The following is a 15437-nucleotide window of genomic DNA, read 5'->3' on the forward strand; positions in this document are numbered from 1 at the left end:
GCGTTTGCTTGTTAGTCATAATCTACTCGCAGATAGCCACGGGCAGTAAAAGGCCCTTCGGTAGGTTTATTCCCCGTCACGCTGACCGGCCATGTCCGAATACTCACGTTTGCCGCGGCGTTATCATCCAGTTGAAATGGGATCGTGCTGGACAGATTATTGGGCGTCAGCGGTCTACCGGTTTTGTCGGCGACAATGAACCCTAAGTCAGGATTGTCTGATACCATCATTTGCCCAGAGGCTTTCTCGGCCTCTACCCGCATGGTTAAGTATGCCTGTGCAGCGACGTTGGTGCATTTTATCGCCACCGTTTTGGTCTGCGGATTAATGCCTTCGGGACGGTTTCCTGCCCCCGCCTTGCTGAACAACGATGCGCCAATATCGCCAAAATCAAACTCGACAATCTGCCCTGCGTTCACCTCACAGTTTTGTGGCACCTCCACCTTACCGCTGTAGCTGATGGTATAAACCGGCGTGCTTAGCGCATCTCCAGTACTGGTCGTGACATAGACTCTGAACATGGTCTGGCGCGGGATCGGCACCATGTTAATAAACGAGCGGATCACTTTGAGTTTAAACACCAGGTTTGAATCCTGTACGCCAAAAGGCTTCTGCTTCGAAACGTTCGAGTCAACGCCCATACGGATATAATTTCGCGGAGGATAAAACAACCCGGCATAGCTGTCGGTGATGCTCATGGCCCCCAGCAGGTAGTCATTGAGCTTCAGATACTGAAAACCACCCTCGGTACTTTGAACCGGAAGTTCAGTGACATAGCTTCGATAGGTGTAATTCACCGTTGTCCCAGCCGGACAGGTGGCATTAACGCCAACCCAGCCCGATTTTTCCGGTAACGTCACCACCTGCCCCGGCTGATTATTGCTGCTGTTAAAGACGTTCGACAGATCGTAAAAAACATCCGTTGGTGTGCCATTCGAGTTTTGACAGACCGTCGCCCAGGACGAATGAGCCATCAGCAGTAAAGCGCTTCCCAGTAACAAACCTGTTTGTCGTTTCATCGTATTATTCCTGTCGTGCCGTTGGAGATTCGCACGTCACGTTCGTGAGCGTCACCGCCTGTTTCAGACTCTCCTCAGGCAAGGCATAGTGCGCCACGCAGCGAGCGTTAGCGCTTTCCCCCCATTGGATCAGCAATTCGCCTTTTAGCGGTAAGCCGCTCAGGTAGATTTGTCCGTCTTCGCCCACCATACTGGTCACGCCGCTGGTGTTTTCACGCACAACGGATCCAAATGGCACAGGTTTACCTGCATATTTCGCGGTTATCAGCGCCCGCACGCCGATACGTGTATCAAACGCTGCTCGCACCAATGCCCCTTGCGTTGGCACGACGCTGCTAACGTTATTTTCCACATCGGTATTGTTGTTCATTGAATTGGTATCTAACGCGACGCGGTTATAGCGATAAACGGTGGCATACGGCATCACCGCGTATCCGCGCCAGTCGGTTTGCACGCCGGTCTGGTTTTCTATCCGCACACCCTGCGCGCCAGGTGCTTTAACCAGCACATTGGTGTCCCCCAGCGGCTGACTGAGCGTAATACCGTCCGCATGCCCCACCACGCCGCCGGAGAGCTGCCAGTTATAGTCATGCTGATCGCGATCGTAGTTGTATCCCACGCCCAGCGTGCCATAAGCCGCCTGCCAGTTGGCGCTGGCGTTTCCGCTGTAACCGTTGGTGCTGCTGTGCCCCTGATTCACGCTATAGCTCAGGTTGCGTCCATCCAGTAACGTACCGCCGATCCCGCTCTGCCAGCTGTTTTGTCCGTTGCTGTTGCGGTTGGCATTAAAAGTGGCGTAGGTGCGATCGAGCGCGTTATCACGCGAGTAGCGCCGTCCGCTTAGCAGGCTGAACGGCACTGACATATTGAATGCCAGAATACGGTCGGTGTCGGAGATGCCTACCGATTCATTCCACGACCAGGAGAGTGAATAGCTAATTCCCTGCCAGCCGCTGGCATAGCCCACCTGATACCAGGTATTGGTGTCTGAGGTATTCCAGTACGTTTGCTGACTCCCCGAAACATACAGCGAGCCGTAGTCTCCCAGGTTCTGCGAAATGTTAATCTGGAAGCGGCCCTTTTTGCTGTAACTCAGGTTGTGGTAACTCTTCACATCGGGCACGTCGTGGCGATTGCCTTCGCTGTCGTATTCATACTCATACCCTTCCATGCTGCGATACGCGACGTCATCAAGGGTATAGAAGCCGCGCGTTGAGTAGCGATATCCCAACAGTTGGAAGTTTGTACCAAAGTTGTTCAGCGATTTTGCATACAGAAAACGCAAAGACTGCCCCTGATGCGTACTGTCATCCGCCAGTTGACTGCGCGCATGGGTTAAATCCACAGAAACCGCCCCCCAGTCCCCCAGGTTTCGGCCAGTGCCTAAAACTACCGCGGTGTAACGTGAGGCCAGCTGCGTACCGCCATAAGCGGTGTAGCCTTCTGGTAACCCGGCAATTAATGTTCCCTGGAAAAAGAACGGTGAAGATTGCTGGCTATTGCCGCTGCGAAAATCCCCGGCAACCACGTCGTATTTGAAACGCCCTTCTCGTTGTAACAAGGGAACCGTGGAGTACGGCACCGTATAGCGCTGCTGGCTGCCGTCCTTTTCGTCCACCGTCACCTCAAGGTCACCGCTGGATGACGTCGGGTTGAGATCGGTTATCGAAAAAGCGCCCGGTGAAACATAGCTTTGATAAATCACATAGCCATTCTGACGAATGGTCAGTTTCGCTGCGGTACGCGCAATACCGCGAACGGTAGGCGCATAGCCCTGTAAGCTGTCGGGATACATACTGTCTGAGGAATAGAGCCGCGCACCGCGAAACCCGACGCTGTCAAATACGTCGTTGCCGGTGTTGCTGTCGCCCATTACCAGTTCACCCTTCAGCGGGATAATCGCGCGCTGAAGCCATGTACCGATATTTTTCCAGCTTTGTGAGTGGTATCCGTCACCTTTGGAATAGCTCCATGCGCCGTTATTTCTCAAGCGCCAGGGGCCATAGTTCAGGCCACTGAGCATACTTAAGAAATAGCTGTCAGTGTCACTGCCGCGGCTGCCGGTAAAGCTGTAGTTGACCAGCGCAGCCGGGATCCCTTCATCCCACTCCTCCGGCGGAATATAGCCACGCGCGCTGTTTAACATTGACGCCTGCGGCAGGCTGACGTTCAAGCGCAGGGTAGAAAAATCAAATGCAATCTCACTGCCTGGAATCGCCTCAGGTAGATTGATGCAGGTATCGTTCGGATCCTTACTGAGTGCCGGAAATGCGGTGATATTGACGCCAAGGCGCTTCACCCAGTCGAGTCCAAAACACGGCATCAGCCCACCAGACTTCTCCCCGGCTTTTCCCGCACTGCTCGTAAAACGAATATCCTGAGTGGCAACAAACTCATCGTTGCGCCAGATATCCACGCGATAAACGCCTTCAGGCTGATGATTGCCTTTTTCAAAACGTGATAAATCCGCCACGGTTGCCGTATCCGCAGATAAAAAGGCCGGATTAAAATAGCTTTCCCCATGGCTTAAAGAGGGAAAGAGCGCCGCCAGCGTGGACAACGCCACCCCCGCCAGCGGTGGCGTAACCCCCGGTAACAGGCCAGGAAAATACGTTGTCTTATTCATCGTTATCTCAACGCACGCTAACCGTTTGGGCCGGGGTCACGGCGCCATAATCATTGACCGTCTGGAACGTGACGTTGCCCTGAAGGCCCGTTGGTAGCAGGACCTGCGCATCACTTTTCGGCGCGACCATCACGTTATCAACCTTCGTTTTCCCCACGTTGAGATTGACCAAGGTGACGTAATACGCTGACGGATTATTGATTTTCAGGTGGTTGCCGATACGGGAGAATTTCAGCATCCCGGGCGCATCTTCCGGAATTTGCGGCAGATTATTCGGACGGACAAAAAGCTTGATGCGGGACAGAATCGCCAGTTGCAGAACGTTTTTACCCTCAAGGCTGTTTTTATTGACTGACGGAATGGCTTTCACATTCATCCAGAACAGCGATTCACGGTCTTTGGGCAGCGGAACACCTGCATAGATGATACGCAGCGTGTTTTCGCTTTTGGGTTCGCTGACGAACAGCGGAGGCGTAACCACAAACGATTTTTCTTTAACGCCTGCGCTATTCTCGATCCATGAATTGACCAGGTATCGTTCTTTGGTATCACTATTGCTAATAGACAGGGACGTTTGTTTGGCATCAGCTGGATAAATAACGCGGGTAGCGCCTAATGCAATACCGCCGGCAGCCTGAACACTGGCAGCAGAAAATAAGGCCAGTAAAAGGATAAAACCTGATTTTAGATAATTAAACATAGCTACAAATACCTTTGGTGTGATTATCGTTGGGAAATTAATCAGGGATAAACCAACGTAAACCACACGTCTGAACGAAGCGTTCCCGGCGTTATATTTTCCGAGACAGCCCGATAACGAGCAGTGAAATGAAACGTCATCTCTTGCGTTATAATCGGCGCATAATGAAGCGGCAGCGCATTCGGAATAATTTGCTGTTGGCGCTCATCAAATAACGCCAGACCGATCCCCGAAGCCGCAGACGCATCACCACTAGCAAGAAAAACCTGCGGATCTTCTGCTGGTGTCACACCTGCAAACGCAATCCCAACGTGGTCATAAACATCGGAGCTGCATGACGTTAAGCGCAGTGAAAACGGCACGCTGGTAGAGGCAAAGCTTCCCGTCCCGGAGAAAGCATTAGTGCGATACTGCCCCATTTGCACCCGCAAATTTTGGCTGTCGGTAGCGACCGTACAGGCACCATTGACGAGCTGCCCCCGTAAGTGAAGGCGGCCACTTTCCAGTATTACCGTATGTGCAAACACAGGCAGTACGCACAGCATTCCCGCCAGCGCCACGCCTTTCCCTATCATCTGCCGCATCCTTCATCATCCCCGGAAATTGCCTCATCCAGTGAGGCGAACGTCATCCTTGCGCAAATCAGAACGGCTTATTCGTACTTCATGATGAACGTCGCGTCGGCATTTGCCTGACCCGGCGTAGCGCTGGTGGCTGTGGCTTTGTAACGCGCAGAGAAACGTAGGGTGTTGGTCCCTTCTACCAGCGCCTGAGCGGTAGAGAAGGTAGCTCCATCCGGCTTCAGCGCGGTGGACGTATTGTCCAGGATCTCAATCCCGACACCGCTGGCAGTGGTACCGTTATCTGCAGAAGTGACAGCCAGCAGGTTGTTGTTGGTAATATCGGATTGACCAGAGAAAGCCACGGCTGCGGTTGCGGCAACTTTCGGGTCACAGTCGTTCAGCACGATGGAGAACGGAATTTGCGCCGTTGTATCGCCAACTGCGGTAAAACTGGCGGTACGATACTGGCCTAAGGTGACAACCTGATCGGATGACTGAGTACTGACTGCACAGGCTGCATTGACCAGTTCACCTTCAAAATGCACAGTACCGCCGCTAACGCTTACCGGATCGGCTGCAACCGCTGCACCTGCAACTAACATCAGGCTGGCAATAACAGAAGAGGTCATTAATTTACGTTTCATGGATTTCCCTTGAATTACACACATCCGGCTCCGGCATCCTGCGGGATCCGTTTGAATCATTATCGACATTAAATGTCAGGCTAATTATCTCTGCATCCTGTAAAGATATATATCGCAAGAGAATTAGCTAACCTTTTACCCCAACTCTCCTGAGTATTTGATTCACTAATTAATCTTCGCGAATATGACTATTCGTCACAGGGTTAAATTAAACATTTCAATTAATGAAAAATACCTGCAAATCCTTTTATTGACCCTGGCCAATTCTTATTGGGACCTAAGAAAAATCCGGGTGAATATTACTTAAATGCTCCCATAAAGGTACGTAACAGACTGGTTTATGGCGCATTACCCCTGAAAACACCAGGGTGATGAATTGTTTCATTCACGTTAATTTTAATTCGCATGCTCATTAATTACCCGGGGGACTTCAGCCTCTGTGCTGCTCCCATTCTCTGACCATGACACCCGTTATCGCACGTAAAAACGCAAACGAAAACTGACAGCACGCCCCGCTTCTGACAAAATAGTGACATCCCCTTCGGTTTAACGTAACAGACGGAATTCTCTCTCTGATGGCAGCAAAGATTATTGACGGTAAAACGATTGCGCAGCAGGTGCGCTCTGAGGTTGCTCAAAAAGTTCAGGCGCGTTTAGCGGCTGGATTACGCGCCCCAGGCCTGGCTGTTGTGCTGGTAGGTAGCAACCCGGCTTCGCAGATTTATGTTGCGAGTAAACGCAAAGCCTGTGACGAAGTGGGGTTTGTCTCCCGCTCCTATGACCTGCCTGAAACCACCAGCGAGGCGGAGCTTCTTGAGCTGATCGATACGCTCAATGCAGATACCACCATCGACGGTATCCTGGTACAACTGCCGTTGCCGGCGGGTATCGACAACGTGAAAGTGCTGGAACGTATTGCGCCAGATAAAGACGTTGACGGTTTCCACCCGTATAACGTCGGTCGTCTGTGCCAGCGCGCGCCGCGCCTGCGCCCATGTACTCCGCGCGGTATTGTTACCCTGCTTGAGCGTTACAACATCGATACCTACGGTCTGAATGCCGTGGTCATTGGTGCCTCGAATATTGTCGGTCGCCCAATGAGTATGGAGCTACTGCTGGCTGGGTGCACCACCACCGTCACCCACCGATTCACCAAAGATCTACGCCGCCACGTAGAAAATGCTGACCTGCTGATTGTTGCCGTCGGTAAACCGGGCTTTATTCCTGGTGAGTGGATCAAAGAAGGTGCGATTGTGATTGATGTCGGCATCAACCGTCTGGAGAATGGTAAGGTTGTTGGCGATGTGGTCTTTGACGATGCGGCCGCACGAGCGTCATATATCACGCCGGTCCCCGGCGGCGTAGGACCAATGACGGTCGCCACACTTATCGAAAACACGCTGCAGGCGTGTGTTGAATATCATGATGTAAAGGACGTTTAAGATGGCCACATTTTCACTGGGTAAACACCCACACGTTGAACTCTGCGATTTGCTGAAGCTGGAAGGCTGGAGCGAAAGTGGCGCCCAGGCAAAAATTGCTATTGGCGAAGGGTTAGTGAAGGTCGATGGCGTTGTTGAAACGCGTAAACGCTGCAAAATCGTTGCCGGACAGAGCGTCAGCTTTGAAGGCCACAGCATTAACGTCGTGGCGTGACCCTAAGTGCCGGATGAGGTTAACACCGTATCCGGCCACTTCCCCCTCTCGTTTTCAGATAATGACTTCATCCCCACTTCACAGTGAACTGATAGCATGTTGTTTTTCCATACGAAGCGATCATCATGCCCACTATCGTTACCCACGCGGCCGTTCCGCTCTGTTTAGGGTTAGGTCTCGGACTTAAAGTCATCCCCCCACGATTACTGTTTGCTGGCGTCGTTCTGGCCATGCTGCCAGATGCCGACGTGTTGTCATTTAAGTTCGGCGTCGCCTACGGCAATGTGTTTGGCCACCGGGGATTTACCCACTCACTGCTGTTCGCCTTCGTGGTACCGCTGCTCTGCGTCTTGATTGGCCGACGATGGTTTAAGGCGGGATTGATTCGCTGCTGGCTATTCCTGACGGTTTCACTGCTGTCGCACAGTCTGCTGGATTCTGTCACCACCGGCGGTAAAGGCGTCGGCTGGCTGTGGCCGTGGTCGGATGAGCGCTTCTTCGCGCCATGGCAGGTGATTAAAGTCGCCCCGTTTGCGTTATCACGCTACGCCACGCCGTACGGGCACCAGGTGATCATGTCGGAGTTAATGTGGGTATGGCTGCCGGGAATCGTAATGATGGGTGTGCTGTGGTGGTATCGGAAACATTAATCTGCCGGATACGACGCGATGCGTCTTATCCGGCCTACACGGCCCGGTAAGCGTAAGCGCCACCGGGCATTACAGAGTTACTTACGACGCCAGGTGGTACCCTGCGGGCCGTCTTCCAGCACGATGCCCATCTCGTTGAGACGGTCACGCGCGGCGTCAGCTGCCGCCCAGTCTTTCGCCTTACGGGCATCCAGACGCTGTTGGATTAGCGCTTCAATTTCAGCAACTTCACCGTCATCCGCCTGCGCACCGCTTTGCAGGAACGCTTCTGGATCCTGTTCCAGCAGGCCCAGTACGCTGGAAAGCTTACGCAGATGCGCAGCCATGCCGTTAGCCGCCACCATATCTTCACCCTTCAGGCGGTTAACTTCACGCGCCATATCAAACAGCACGGAGTAAGCTTCCGGGGTGTTGAAGTCATCGTCCATCGCTTCAATGAAACGCGCTTCAAAGTCCTCGCCACCCGCAGGGGTAACGGATTTGTCGGTACCACGCAGCGCGGTGTACAGACGTTCCAGCGCAGAACGCGCCTGCTTGAGGTTCTCTTCGCTGTAGTTTAACTGGCTACGGTAATGACCGGACATCAGGAAGTAACGGATGGTTTCGGCGTCGTAGTATTTCAGCACGTCGCGCACGGTAAAGAAGTTGCCCAGCGATTTGGACATTTTCTCGCGGTCAACCATCACCATCCCGGAGTGCATCCAGTAGTTCACGTATTCGCCATCGTGAGCACAGGTGGACTGAGCGATTTCGTTTTCATGGTGCGGGAACATCAGGTCCGAACCGCCGCCGTGAATATCGAAATGGTTGCCCAGCTGCTTGCAGTTCATCGCAGAACATTCGATGTGCCAGCCCGGACGGCCCGCGCCCCACGGAGATGGCCAGCTCGGCTCGCCTTCTTTGGACATTTTCCACAGCACGAAGTCCATCGGGTTGCGTTTCACATCAACCACGTCAACGCGTGCGCCTGCCTGCAGCTGATCCAGATCCTGGCGCGACAGCTGGCCGTAGTTCGGGTCAGTCGGCACGTCGAACATCACGTCGCCGTTATCAGCAACGTAAGCGTGACCTTTGGCAATCAGCTGTTCAGTGATTTCGATAATTTCAGCGATATGGTGCGTAGCACGCGGCTCCAGATCCGGGCGCAGAATATTCAGCGCATCGAAATCGCTGTGCATTTCCGCGATCATTCTGTCGACCAACGCCACAAAGCTCTCGCCGTTTTCATTCGCGCGCTTGATGATTTTGTCATCGATATCGGTAATGTTGCGCACATACTTCAGCTTATAGCCGAGGAAGCGCAGATAACGCGCAACGACGTCGAAAGAAACGAAGGTACGTCCGTGGCCAATATGACAGAGATCGTAAACGGTAATACCACACACGTACATGCCGACTTCCCCGGCATGAATAGGTTTGAATTCCTCTTTTTGGCGCGTCAGTGTATTAAAGATTTTTAACATCGAAGATTCCGTGTAGACGTGTGTGGATAGTAAAGTCTGTATAATACCCATAATTTAGACCGGAAGCAGCACACTTTGCGAGGTGATCGCAGCTTGCGGTTATGCTATAACACACCCCTAACTCTGACCCTTGACGGGGTCGAAGCACCAATCTATCGGAACAGGATGCAAAAATGGTTACTTTCCACACTAATCACGGCGATATCGTAATCAAAACGTTTGATGATAAAGCGCCTGAAACAGTTAAAAACTTCCTGGACTACTGCCGCGAAGGTTTTTACAACAACACCATTTTCCACCGTGTTATTAACGGTTTCATGATCCAGGGCGGCGGTTTCGAGCCAGGCATGAAGCAAAAAGCCACGAAAGAAGCGATCAAAAACGAAGCGAACAACGGTCTGAAAAACACCCGTGGTACGCTGGCGATGGCGCGTACTCAGGCTCCGCACTCCGCAACCGCACAGTTCTTCATCAACGTTGCAGACAACGACTTCCTGAACTTCTCCGGCGAAAGCATGCAGGGTTGGGGTTACTGCGTGTTCGCTGAAGTTGTTGAAGGCATGGACGTGGTTGATAAAATCAAAGGCGTTTCCACTGGTCGCAGCGGTATGCATCAGGATGTGCCAAAAGAAGACGTTATCATCGAAAACGTGACCGTCAGCGAGTAATCGTGGCGACACTGTTTATTGCAGATCTTCACCTCTGCACAGAAGAACCGGCGATTACCGCCGGTTTTCTGCGTTTTTTAGCCGGTGATGCGCGAAAGGCCGATGCGCTATACATTCTTGGCGACCTGTTTGAAGCCTGGATTGGCGACGACGATCCTAATCCGCTGCATCGTGAAATGGCCGCGGCGATAAAATCACTGACTGATTCCGGCGTTCCCTGCTTTTTTATTCACGGCAACCGTGATTTTCTGCTCGGTAAACGTTTTGCCCGTGCGAGCGGCATGACCTTGCTTCCCGAAGAAAAAGTGCTCAACCTGTATGGCCGCAAGGTGCTGATCATGCATGGCGACACCTTATGCACCGACGACGCAGGCTATCAGGCATTTCGCGCCAAAGTGCATCAACCCTGGTTACAGAAGCTGTTCCTCGCTCTGCCGCTGTTCGTTCGCCAGCGAATCGCTGCGAAAATGCGTGCCAACAGTAAAGCAGCCAACAACACCAAATCTCTGGAAATCATGGATGTGAATCAGCAGGCCGTGATTAGCGAGATGGAAAAACATCAGGTTCAGTGGTTAATTCACGGCCATACCCACCGCCCTGCCGTCCACGAACTTACGGCCAATGAGCAACCCGCTTTCCGCGTGGTATTAGGCGCATGGCACACCGAAGGTTCGATGATCAAAGTCACCCCTGACGACGTTGAACTGATCGCCTTTCCGTTTTAATTCTGCAGATACCCAGTTCCTCTTTACACAAAACTATTCGAGTTGCATCGAGGCGGCAAATCTGTGAGTCCCCTGGAGCTTACAAAAGTAAGTGACTGGGGTGAGCAGATGCAGCCAACAAAGAGGCTGCTTGAAGAGTGAAGTGTAAAGCGCGCAATCGTTTTCCTTGGCGGTGAATTATGCTATTCTCTGTGGTCTCAAAAGTCGAGTGTAGTGCACCACAGGAGTTTTCAGACGCATGTCTTCCCGCAATAATCCGGCGCGTGTCGCCATCGTGATGGGGTCCAAAAGCGACTGGGCTACCATGCAGTTCGCCGCCGAAATCTTCGAAATCCTGGACGTTCCGCATCATGTTGAAGTCGTCTCCGCCCACCGCACCCCAGACAAACTGTTTAGCTTCGCCGAAAGCGCTGAAGAGAACGGTTATCAGGTGATTATTGCCGGGGCCGGTGGCGCAGCGCATTTGCCTGGCATGATTGCGGCGAAAACGCTGGTGCCTGTCCTCGGTGTTCCGGTGCAAAGCGCAGCGCTGAGCGGCGTAGATAGCCTCTACTCTATCGTTCAAATGCCGCGCGGTATTCCGGTCGGCACGCTGGCGATCGGCAAAGCGGGTGCGGCAAATGCGGCCCTGCTGGCAGCACAAATTCTGGCAACACACGACAAAGCATTACACCAGCGTCTGAACGACTGGCGCAAAGCGCAAACCGATGAGGTGCTGGAGAACCCGGACCCGCGAGGTGTCGCATGAAGCAGGTCTGCGTACTTGGCAACGGACAGCTAGGGCGCATGCTGCGCCAGGCCGGTGAGCCACTGGGCATAGCGGTCTGGCCCGTCGGGCTGGACGCTGAACCGGCTGCGGTCCCTTTTCAGCAAAGCGTGATCACCGCTGAGATTGAGCGCTGGCCGGAAACGGCACTCACCCGCGAACTGGCACGCCACCCGGCGTTTGTTAACCGCGACGTCTTCCCGATTATTTCCGACCGTCTGACGCAAAAGCAGCTTTTTGACAAGCTCGGTCTGGCGACCGCGCCGTGGCAGCTGCTGGCAGATAAAAGCGAATGGTCTGCGGTATTCAACAAACTTGGCGAGCTGGCGATCGTGAAACGTCGCGTCGGCGGCTACGATGGACGTGGACAGTGGCGCTTGCGCGCAAATGAAACTGAGCAACTGCCGGACGACTGCTACGGCGATTGCATCGTCGAGCGGGGAATCAACTTCTCCGGTGAAGTCTCACTGGTTGGCGCTCGTGCGCACGACGGCAGCACCGTTTTCTATCCGCTGACCCATAACCTCCATCAGGACGGCATTCTGCGCACCAGCGTGGTATTCCCGCAGGCTAACGCCAGACAGCAGGAACAGGCTGAAGCAATGCTCTCTGCCATCATGCAGGAGCTGGGCTATGTCGGCGTGATGGCGATGGAGTGTTTCATCACCCCGGAAGGTCTGCTGATTAACGAACTGGCTCCGCGCGTGCACAACAGTGGCCACTGGACGCAAAACGGCGCCAGCATCAGCCAGTTTGAGTTGCATCTACGTGCCATTACCGACCTGCCGTTACCGACGCCGGTGGTGAACCACCCTTCGGTGATGGTAAACCTGATTGGTAGCGACCTGAACTACGACTGGCTCAAGCTGCCGCTGGTGCATCTGCACTGGTATGACAAAGAGGTGCGTGAAGGGCGTAAGGTGGGTCACCTGAACCTGAGCGACAGCGATACCGCGCGCCTTAGCGCAACGCTGGAAGCGCTTATCCCCCTGCTACCGCCGGAATATGCCAGCGGTATTATCTGGGCGCAGTCAAAGCTGAAATAAGCCAATAATGCCGGGGAGTTGATTTTATCCTTCCCCGGCCCCTCCTCTGGCGCGTAAAATCCCCTCCATTGCTGTTTTGTATTTTCAGGATCAAACATGAACGATGGAACGGACTACCGCGCAATTTTGCTCGCCGGTACGCCTTTAATCGATGTACGCGCCCCCGTCGAATTTCAGCAAGGCGCAATGCCGGGCGCAATCAACCTTCCCTTAATGAACGATGACGAACGTGCCGCCGTCGGGACCTGTTACAAACGCCAGGGACCTGAAGCTGCCCTCGAGCTTGGTCATCAACTGGTTTCGGGTGAAACCCGTCAACAGCGCATGAGCGCCTGGCTGGATGCCTGCCGTCAACATCCTGCGGGCTATTTATGCTGCGCGCGCGGCGGTCAGCGTTCACATATTGTGCAGCAGTGGCTGCATGAGTCCGGCATTGACTATCCGTTGATTAAAGGCGGTTACAAAGCCCTGCGCCAGGCAGTGATACAGCTGACTGAAGAATTAGTGCAAAAGCCGATCGTCTTAATTGGCGGCTGTACCGGGAACGGTAAAACGCAGCTGGTGCAACAGCAGCCAAACGGTGTGGATCTCGAAGGTCTGGCGCACCATCGCGGCTCCTCGTTTGGGCGCACCGTTGAACCTCAATTGAGTCAGGCGAGTTTTGAAAACCTGCTGGCGGTTGAAATGCTCAAAACCGATAGCCGTCAGGATTTACGTCTGTGGGTACTGGAAGATGAAGGCCGCATGATCGGGGCTAATCATCTGCCAGAATGCCTGCGCGAGCGCATGACCCAGGCATCAATTGCGGTGGTGGACGATCCTTTTGAGCGTCGTCTGGAGCGACTACGCGAAGAGTATTTCGTGAAGATGCACCACGATTTTACCCACGCTTATGGCGAGAGCCAGGGCTGGCAGGAGTACAGCGAGTATCTGCACCACGGCCTGTTTGCTATCCGCCGTCGTCTGGGTTTACAACGTTTTGCCGAGCTGACCACCCTGCTCGACGAGGCTCTGCGCGAACAGCAGGCAACGGGCAGCACCGACGCCCATATGGGCTGGCTGGTGCCGTTGCTCAATGAGTATTACGACCCGATGTATCGCTATCAGCTGGAAAAGAAAGCCGCGAAAATTGTTTTTCGCGGCACATGGCAGGACGTTGCCGAGTGGCTTAACGCACAGTGATCAGTGTCTGTCGCGCTTATCTGCGCGTTTTGCCAGCCAGTCACCCAGCACCTGAACGACCTGCACCAAAATAATCAGCGCCACCACGGTGACGATCATGACCTGGGTTTCGTAGCGGTAATAACCAAAGCGAATCGCCAGGTCGCCGACTCCACCGCCGCCAACGATCCCGGCCATCGCGGAGTAACCGATCAGACTCACCAACGTTATCGTCAACCCACGCAGCAGACCCGCGCTCGCTTCAGGTAACAGAACGGTGCAGATGATGCGCATCGGGCTGGCACCAAACGCTTCCGCCGCTTCAATAATGCCTTTATCGACTTCACGTAACGCGCTATCAACCAGACGGGCATAGAAAGCGATTGCCGCCACCGAGAGCGGGACCGACGCCGCAATCGGGCCAATGGTATTCCCGAGCAAAAACTGGGTTAGCGGCAGCAGCAGAACCAGCAGGATCACAAACGGTACCGAACGAATGATATTCACCAGCACGGAGCTGAGCAGATACACAAAACGGTTTTGCCAGAATAAATGCCGGTCGGTGACGAAAATCAGAAAACCGAGCGGCAGACCACCAATAATTGCCAGCACCGTAGAGATGCTCAGCATCTGGAAGGTTTCATTAAACGCCAGCGTTAAATCAGGCAATAAATCATCCACGAATCACCTCCACCTGTGCAGTACGTTGACGAATATGTTCCACGGCGACTTCCACCGCTGAAGGGTTATGCGGCGCGGTCAGCTGCACGACCAGAATCCCCAGCGCACGTTCGCCAATATATTCAATTTTGCCGTGCAGAATGTTCACCGCCACGCCAAATTTAACCGCGACTTCTGACAACACCGGCTGTTCCGCCGAATCGCCGATGAACAGAATTTTTAGCAACTGACCAGGCAGATGCTGGCGCAGACGCTCGGGCAGCGTCAAATTGAGGGTATGCGACACCAGCTGCTGCGTAAACGCGTGCTGCGGGTGAGCAAAAACGTCAAACACCTCACCAGACTCCACCACCTTGCCGCCGGACATTACCGCCACGCGATCGCAAATCGATTTGATCACGTTCATCTCGTGAGTGATCAGCACGATCGTGATCCCCAACTGTTGGTTGATCTGCTTAAGCAACGCCAGAATCGTGGCTGAGGTTTCGAGGTCCAGCGCCGAGGTAGGTTCATCACACAGCAGCACATCCGGGTGATTGGCAATCGCGCGGGCAATACCCACACGCTGCTTTTGCCCACCGCTGAGCTGAACCGGAAAGCGGTTCGCCTTGTCGGACAGCCCCACCAGCGCCAGGATTTCGCTCACGCGCGGACCAATTTTACTGCGCTCCCATCCGGCAGCCTTCAGACTAAAGGCGACGTTTTGCGCCACGGTACGGGTATGCATCAGGTTAAAATGTTGAAAAATCATACCGATACGCTGACGGGCTTTACGTAGATGCCCCCCTTCCAGCGCGGAAATTTCTACGCCGTTCACCTTCACGCTTCCCTGGCTCGGACGCGTTAAGGCGTTCAGGGTGCGCAGCAGCGTACTTTTCCCCGCGCCGCTGGTCCCGACAATGCCAAATATCTCACCTGCGCCAATGCGCAAGCTAACGTCATCAACCGCCCGGGTTGATGGTCCACGGCCTGCGCTAAAATCCACGCAAACTTTCTCAATCTCAATCATAGCCACCTCAGAAATGCGAAAAGGGCAGTCGTCGCTGCCCCTGTTAACCCTTGTGCGCAG

The 15437-nt window shown here is 53.7% G+C and carries 16 protein-coding genes; 8 read left to right on the forward strand and 8 right to left on the reverse strand.

The window, feature by feature from the left end:
- Positions 1-11 precede the first annotated feature (11 nt).
- The 5 genes from fimH to fimA all read right to left on the reverse strand — a co-directional run bounded on the left by fimH (position 12) and on the right by fimA (position 5552).
- A complete protein-coding gene (gene fimH / locus OGX90_RS22145) occupies positions 12-1019 on the reverse strand; it encodes a type 1 fimbria D-mannose specific adhesin FimH (protein ID WP_048214757.1) in 1008 nt (335 codons plus the stop codon).
- A gap of 4 nt (positions 1020-1023) precedes the next feature.
- Positions 1024-3645: a fimbrial biogenesis usher protein gene (locus tag OGX90_RS22150; RefSeq protein ID WP_100272814.1), complete on the reverse strand. Its 2622-nt coding sequence runs from the start codon at positions 3643-3645 to the stop codon at positions 1024-1026.
- Between the two features lie 7 nt (positions 3646-3652).
- Positions 3653-4345 (reverse strand): type 1 fimbria chaperone FimC, encoded by a 693-nt coding sequence (gene fimC / locus OGX90_RS22155; RefSeq protein ID WP_267452461.1) that lies wholly within the window; start codon positions 4343-4345, stop codon positions 3653-3655.
- A gap of 41 nt (positions 4346-4386) precedes the next feature.
- The gene (gene fimI / locus OGX90_RS22160; protein ID WP_048214759.1) at positions 4387-4920 is read right to left on the reverse strand and encodes a type 1 fimbrial protein subunit FimI; all 534 of its coding nucleotides are present in this window, start codon (positions 4918-4920) and stop codon (positions 4387-4389) included.
- Between the two features lie 77 nt (positions 4921-4997).
- Complete coding sequence (fimA, locus tag OGX90_RS22165) at positions 4998-5552, reverse strand: type 1 fimbrial major subunit FimA (protein WP_032934356.1); 555 nt, start codon at positions 5550-5552, stop codon at positions 4998-5000.
- 575 nt (positions 5553-6127) lie between these two features.
- On the opposite strand from fimA, the gene folD reads away from it, so the two are divergent.
- The 3 genes from folD (at position 6128) to OGX90_RS22180 (ending at position 7858) form a co-directional block, all read left to right on the forward strand.
- The gene (gene folD, locus OGX90_RS22170) at positions 6128-6994 is read left to right on the forward strand and encodes a bifunctional methylenetetrahydrofolate dehydrogenase/methenyltetrahydrofolate cyclohydrolase FolD (RefSeq protein ID WP_003831112.1); all 867 of its coding nucleotides are present in this window, start codon (positions 6128-6130) and stop codon (positions 6992-6994) included.
- Between the two features lies 1 nt (position 6995).
- A complete protein-coding gene (gene ybcJ / locus OGX90_RS22175) occupies positions 6996-7208 on the forward strand; it encodes a ribosome-associated protein YbcJ (protein WP_234692822.1) in 213 nt (70 codons plus the stop codon).
- Between the two features lie 125 nt (positions 7209-7333).
- Entirely contained in the window at positions 7334-7858 is a 525-nt protein-coding gene (locus OGX90_RS22180; RefSeq protein WP_003831110.1) for a metal-dependent hydrolase, read from the forward strand.
- A gap of 77 nt (positions 7859-7935) precedes the next feature.
- Here the strand turns inward: OGX90_RS22180 and cysS are convergent, their stop codons facing one another.
- On the reverse strand, positions 7936-9321 hold the full coding sequence (gene cysS / locus OGX90_RS22185; RefSeq protein WP_267452462.1) for a cysteine--tRNA ligase: 1386 nt from the start codon (positions 9319-9321) through the stop codon (positions 7936-7938).
- A gap of 173 nt (positions 9322-9494) precedes the next feature.
- Between cysS and ppiB the strand changes: the two genes are divergently transcribed.
- The 5 genes from ppiB to mnmH all read left to right on the forward strand — a co-directional run bounded on the left by ppiB (position 9495) and on the right by mnmH (position 13708).
- Positions 9495-9989: a peptidylprolyl isomerase B gene (gene ppiB, locus OGX90_RS22190; RefSeq protein WP_003021875.1), complete on the forward strand. Its 495-nt coding sequence runs from the start codon at positions 9495-9497 to the stop codon at positions 9987-9989.
- Between the two features lie 2 nt (positions 9990-9991).
- Positions 9992-10714 (forward strand): UDP-2,3-diacylglucosamine diphosphatase, encoded by a 723-nt coding sequence (gene lpxH, locus OGX90_RS22195; RefSeq protein ID WP_100272817.1) that lies wholly within the window; start codon positions 9992-9994, stop codon positions 10712-10714.
- A gap of 238 nt (positions 10715-10952) precedes the next feature.
- On the forward strand, positions 10953-11462 hold the full coding sequence (gene purE, locus OGX90_RS22200) for a 5-(carboxyamino)imidazole ribonucleotide mutase (RefSeq protein WP_003831107.1): 510 nt from the start codon (positions 10953-10955) through the stop codon (positions 11460-11462).
- On the forward strand, positions 11459-12526 hold the full coding sequence (purK, locus tag OGX90_RS22205; RefSeq protein WP_234692820.1) for a 5-(carboxyamino)imidazole ribonucleotide synthase: 1068 nt from the start codon (positions 11459-11461) through the stop codon (positions 12524-12526). The genes purE and purK overlap by 4 nt, the downstream gene beginning before the upstream one ends.
- 96 nt (positions 12527-12622) lie before the next feature.
- Complete coding sequence (mnmH, locus tag OGX90_RS22210) at positions 12623-13708, forward strand: tRNA 2-selenouridine(34) synthase MnmH (protein WP_267452463.1); 1086 nt, start codon at positions 12623-12625, stop codon at positions 13706-13708.
- Here the strand turns inward: mnmH and OGX90_RS22215 are convergent, their stop codons facing one another.
- On the reverse strand, positions 13709-14368 hold the full coding sequence (locus tag OGX90_RS22215) for a methionine ABC transporter permease (protein WP_003831085.1): 660 nt from the start codon (positions 14366-14368) through the stop codon (positions 13709-13711). It abuts the gene before it with no gap.
- Positions 14361-15377, reverse strand: coding sequence for a virulence-associated ABC transporter ATP-binding protein SfbB (gene sfbB / locus OGX90_RS22220; protein ID WP_032942581.1), 1017 nt, complete (start codon positions 15375-15377; stop codon positions 14361-14363). Before sfbB ends, OGX90_RS22215 begins: the two co-directional genes overlap by 8 nt.
- Between the last annotated feature and the right edge of the window lie 60 nt (positions 15378-15437).

The sequence above is a fragment of the Citrobacter sp. Cpo012 genome, assembly GCF_030333015.1.
GTDB lineage: Bacteria > Pseudomonadota > Gammaproteobacteria > Enterobacterales > Enterobacteriaceae > Citrobacter > Citrobacter portucalensis.

Coding starts and splice junctions, on each gene's coding strand:
- fimH (WP_048214757.1), bottom strand. CDS start 1,019: ATGAAACGACAAACAGGTTTGTTACTGGGAAGCGCTTTACTGCTGATG.
- OGX90_RS22150 (WP_100272814.1), bottom strand. CDS start 3,645: ATGAATAAGACAACGTATTTTCCTGGCCTGTTACCGGGGGTTACGCCA.
- fimC (WP_267452461.1), bottom strand. CDS start 4,345: ATGTTTAATTATCTAAAATCAGGTTTTATCCTTTTACTGGCCTTATTT.
- fimI (WP_048214759.1), bottom strand. CDS start 4,920: ATGATAGGGAAAGGCGTGGCGCTGGCGGGAATGCTGTGCGTACTGCCT.
- fimA (WP_032934356.1), bottom strand. CDS start 5,552: ATGAAACGTAAATTAATGACCTCTTCTGTTATTGCCAGCCTGATGTTA.
- folD (WP_003831112.1), top strand. CDS start 6,128: ATGGCAGCAAAGATTATTGACGGTAAAACGATTGCGCAGCAGGTGCGC.
- ybcJ (WP_234692822.1), top strand. CDS start 6,996: ATGGCCACATTTTCACTGGGTAAACACCCACACGTTGAACTCTGCGAT.
- OGX90_RS22180 (WP_003831110.1), top strand. CDS start 7,334: ATGCCCACTATCGTTACCCACGCGGCCGTTCCGCTCTGTTTAGGGTTA.
- cysS (WP_267452462.1), bottom strand. CDS start 9,321: ATGTTAAAAATCTTTAATACACTGACGCGCCAAAAAGAGGAATTCAAA.
- ppiB (WP_003021875.1), top strand. CDS start 9,495: ATGGTTACTTTCCACACTAATCACGGCGATATCGTAATCAAAACGTTT.
- purE (WP_003831107.1), top strand. CDS start 10,953: ATGTCTTCCCGCAATAATCCGGCGCGTGTCGCCATCGTGATGGGGTCC.
- purK (WP_234692820.1), top strand. CDS start 11,459: ATGAAGCAGGTCTGCGTACTTGGCAACGGACAGCTAGGGCGCATGCTG.
- mnmH (WP_267452463.1), top strand. CDS start 12,623: ATGAACGATGGAACGGACTACCGCGCAATTTTGCTCGCCGGTACGCCT.
- sfbB (WP_032942581.1), bottom strand. CDS start 15,377: ATGATTGAGATTGAGAAAGTTTGCGTGGATTTTAGCGCAGGCCGTGGA.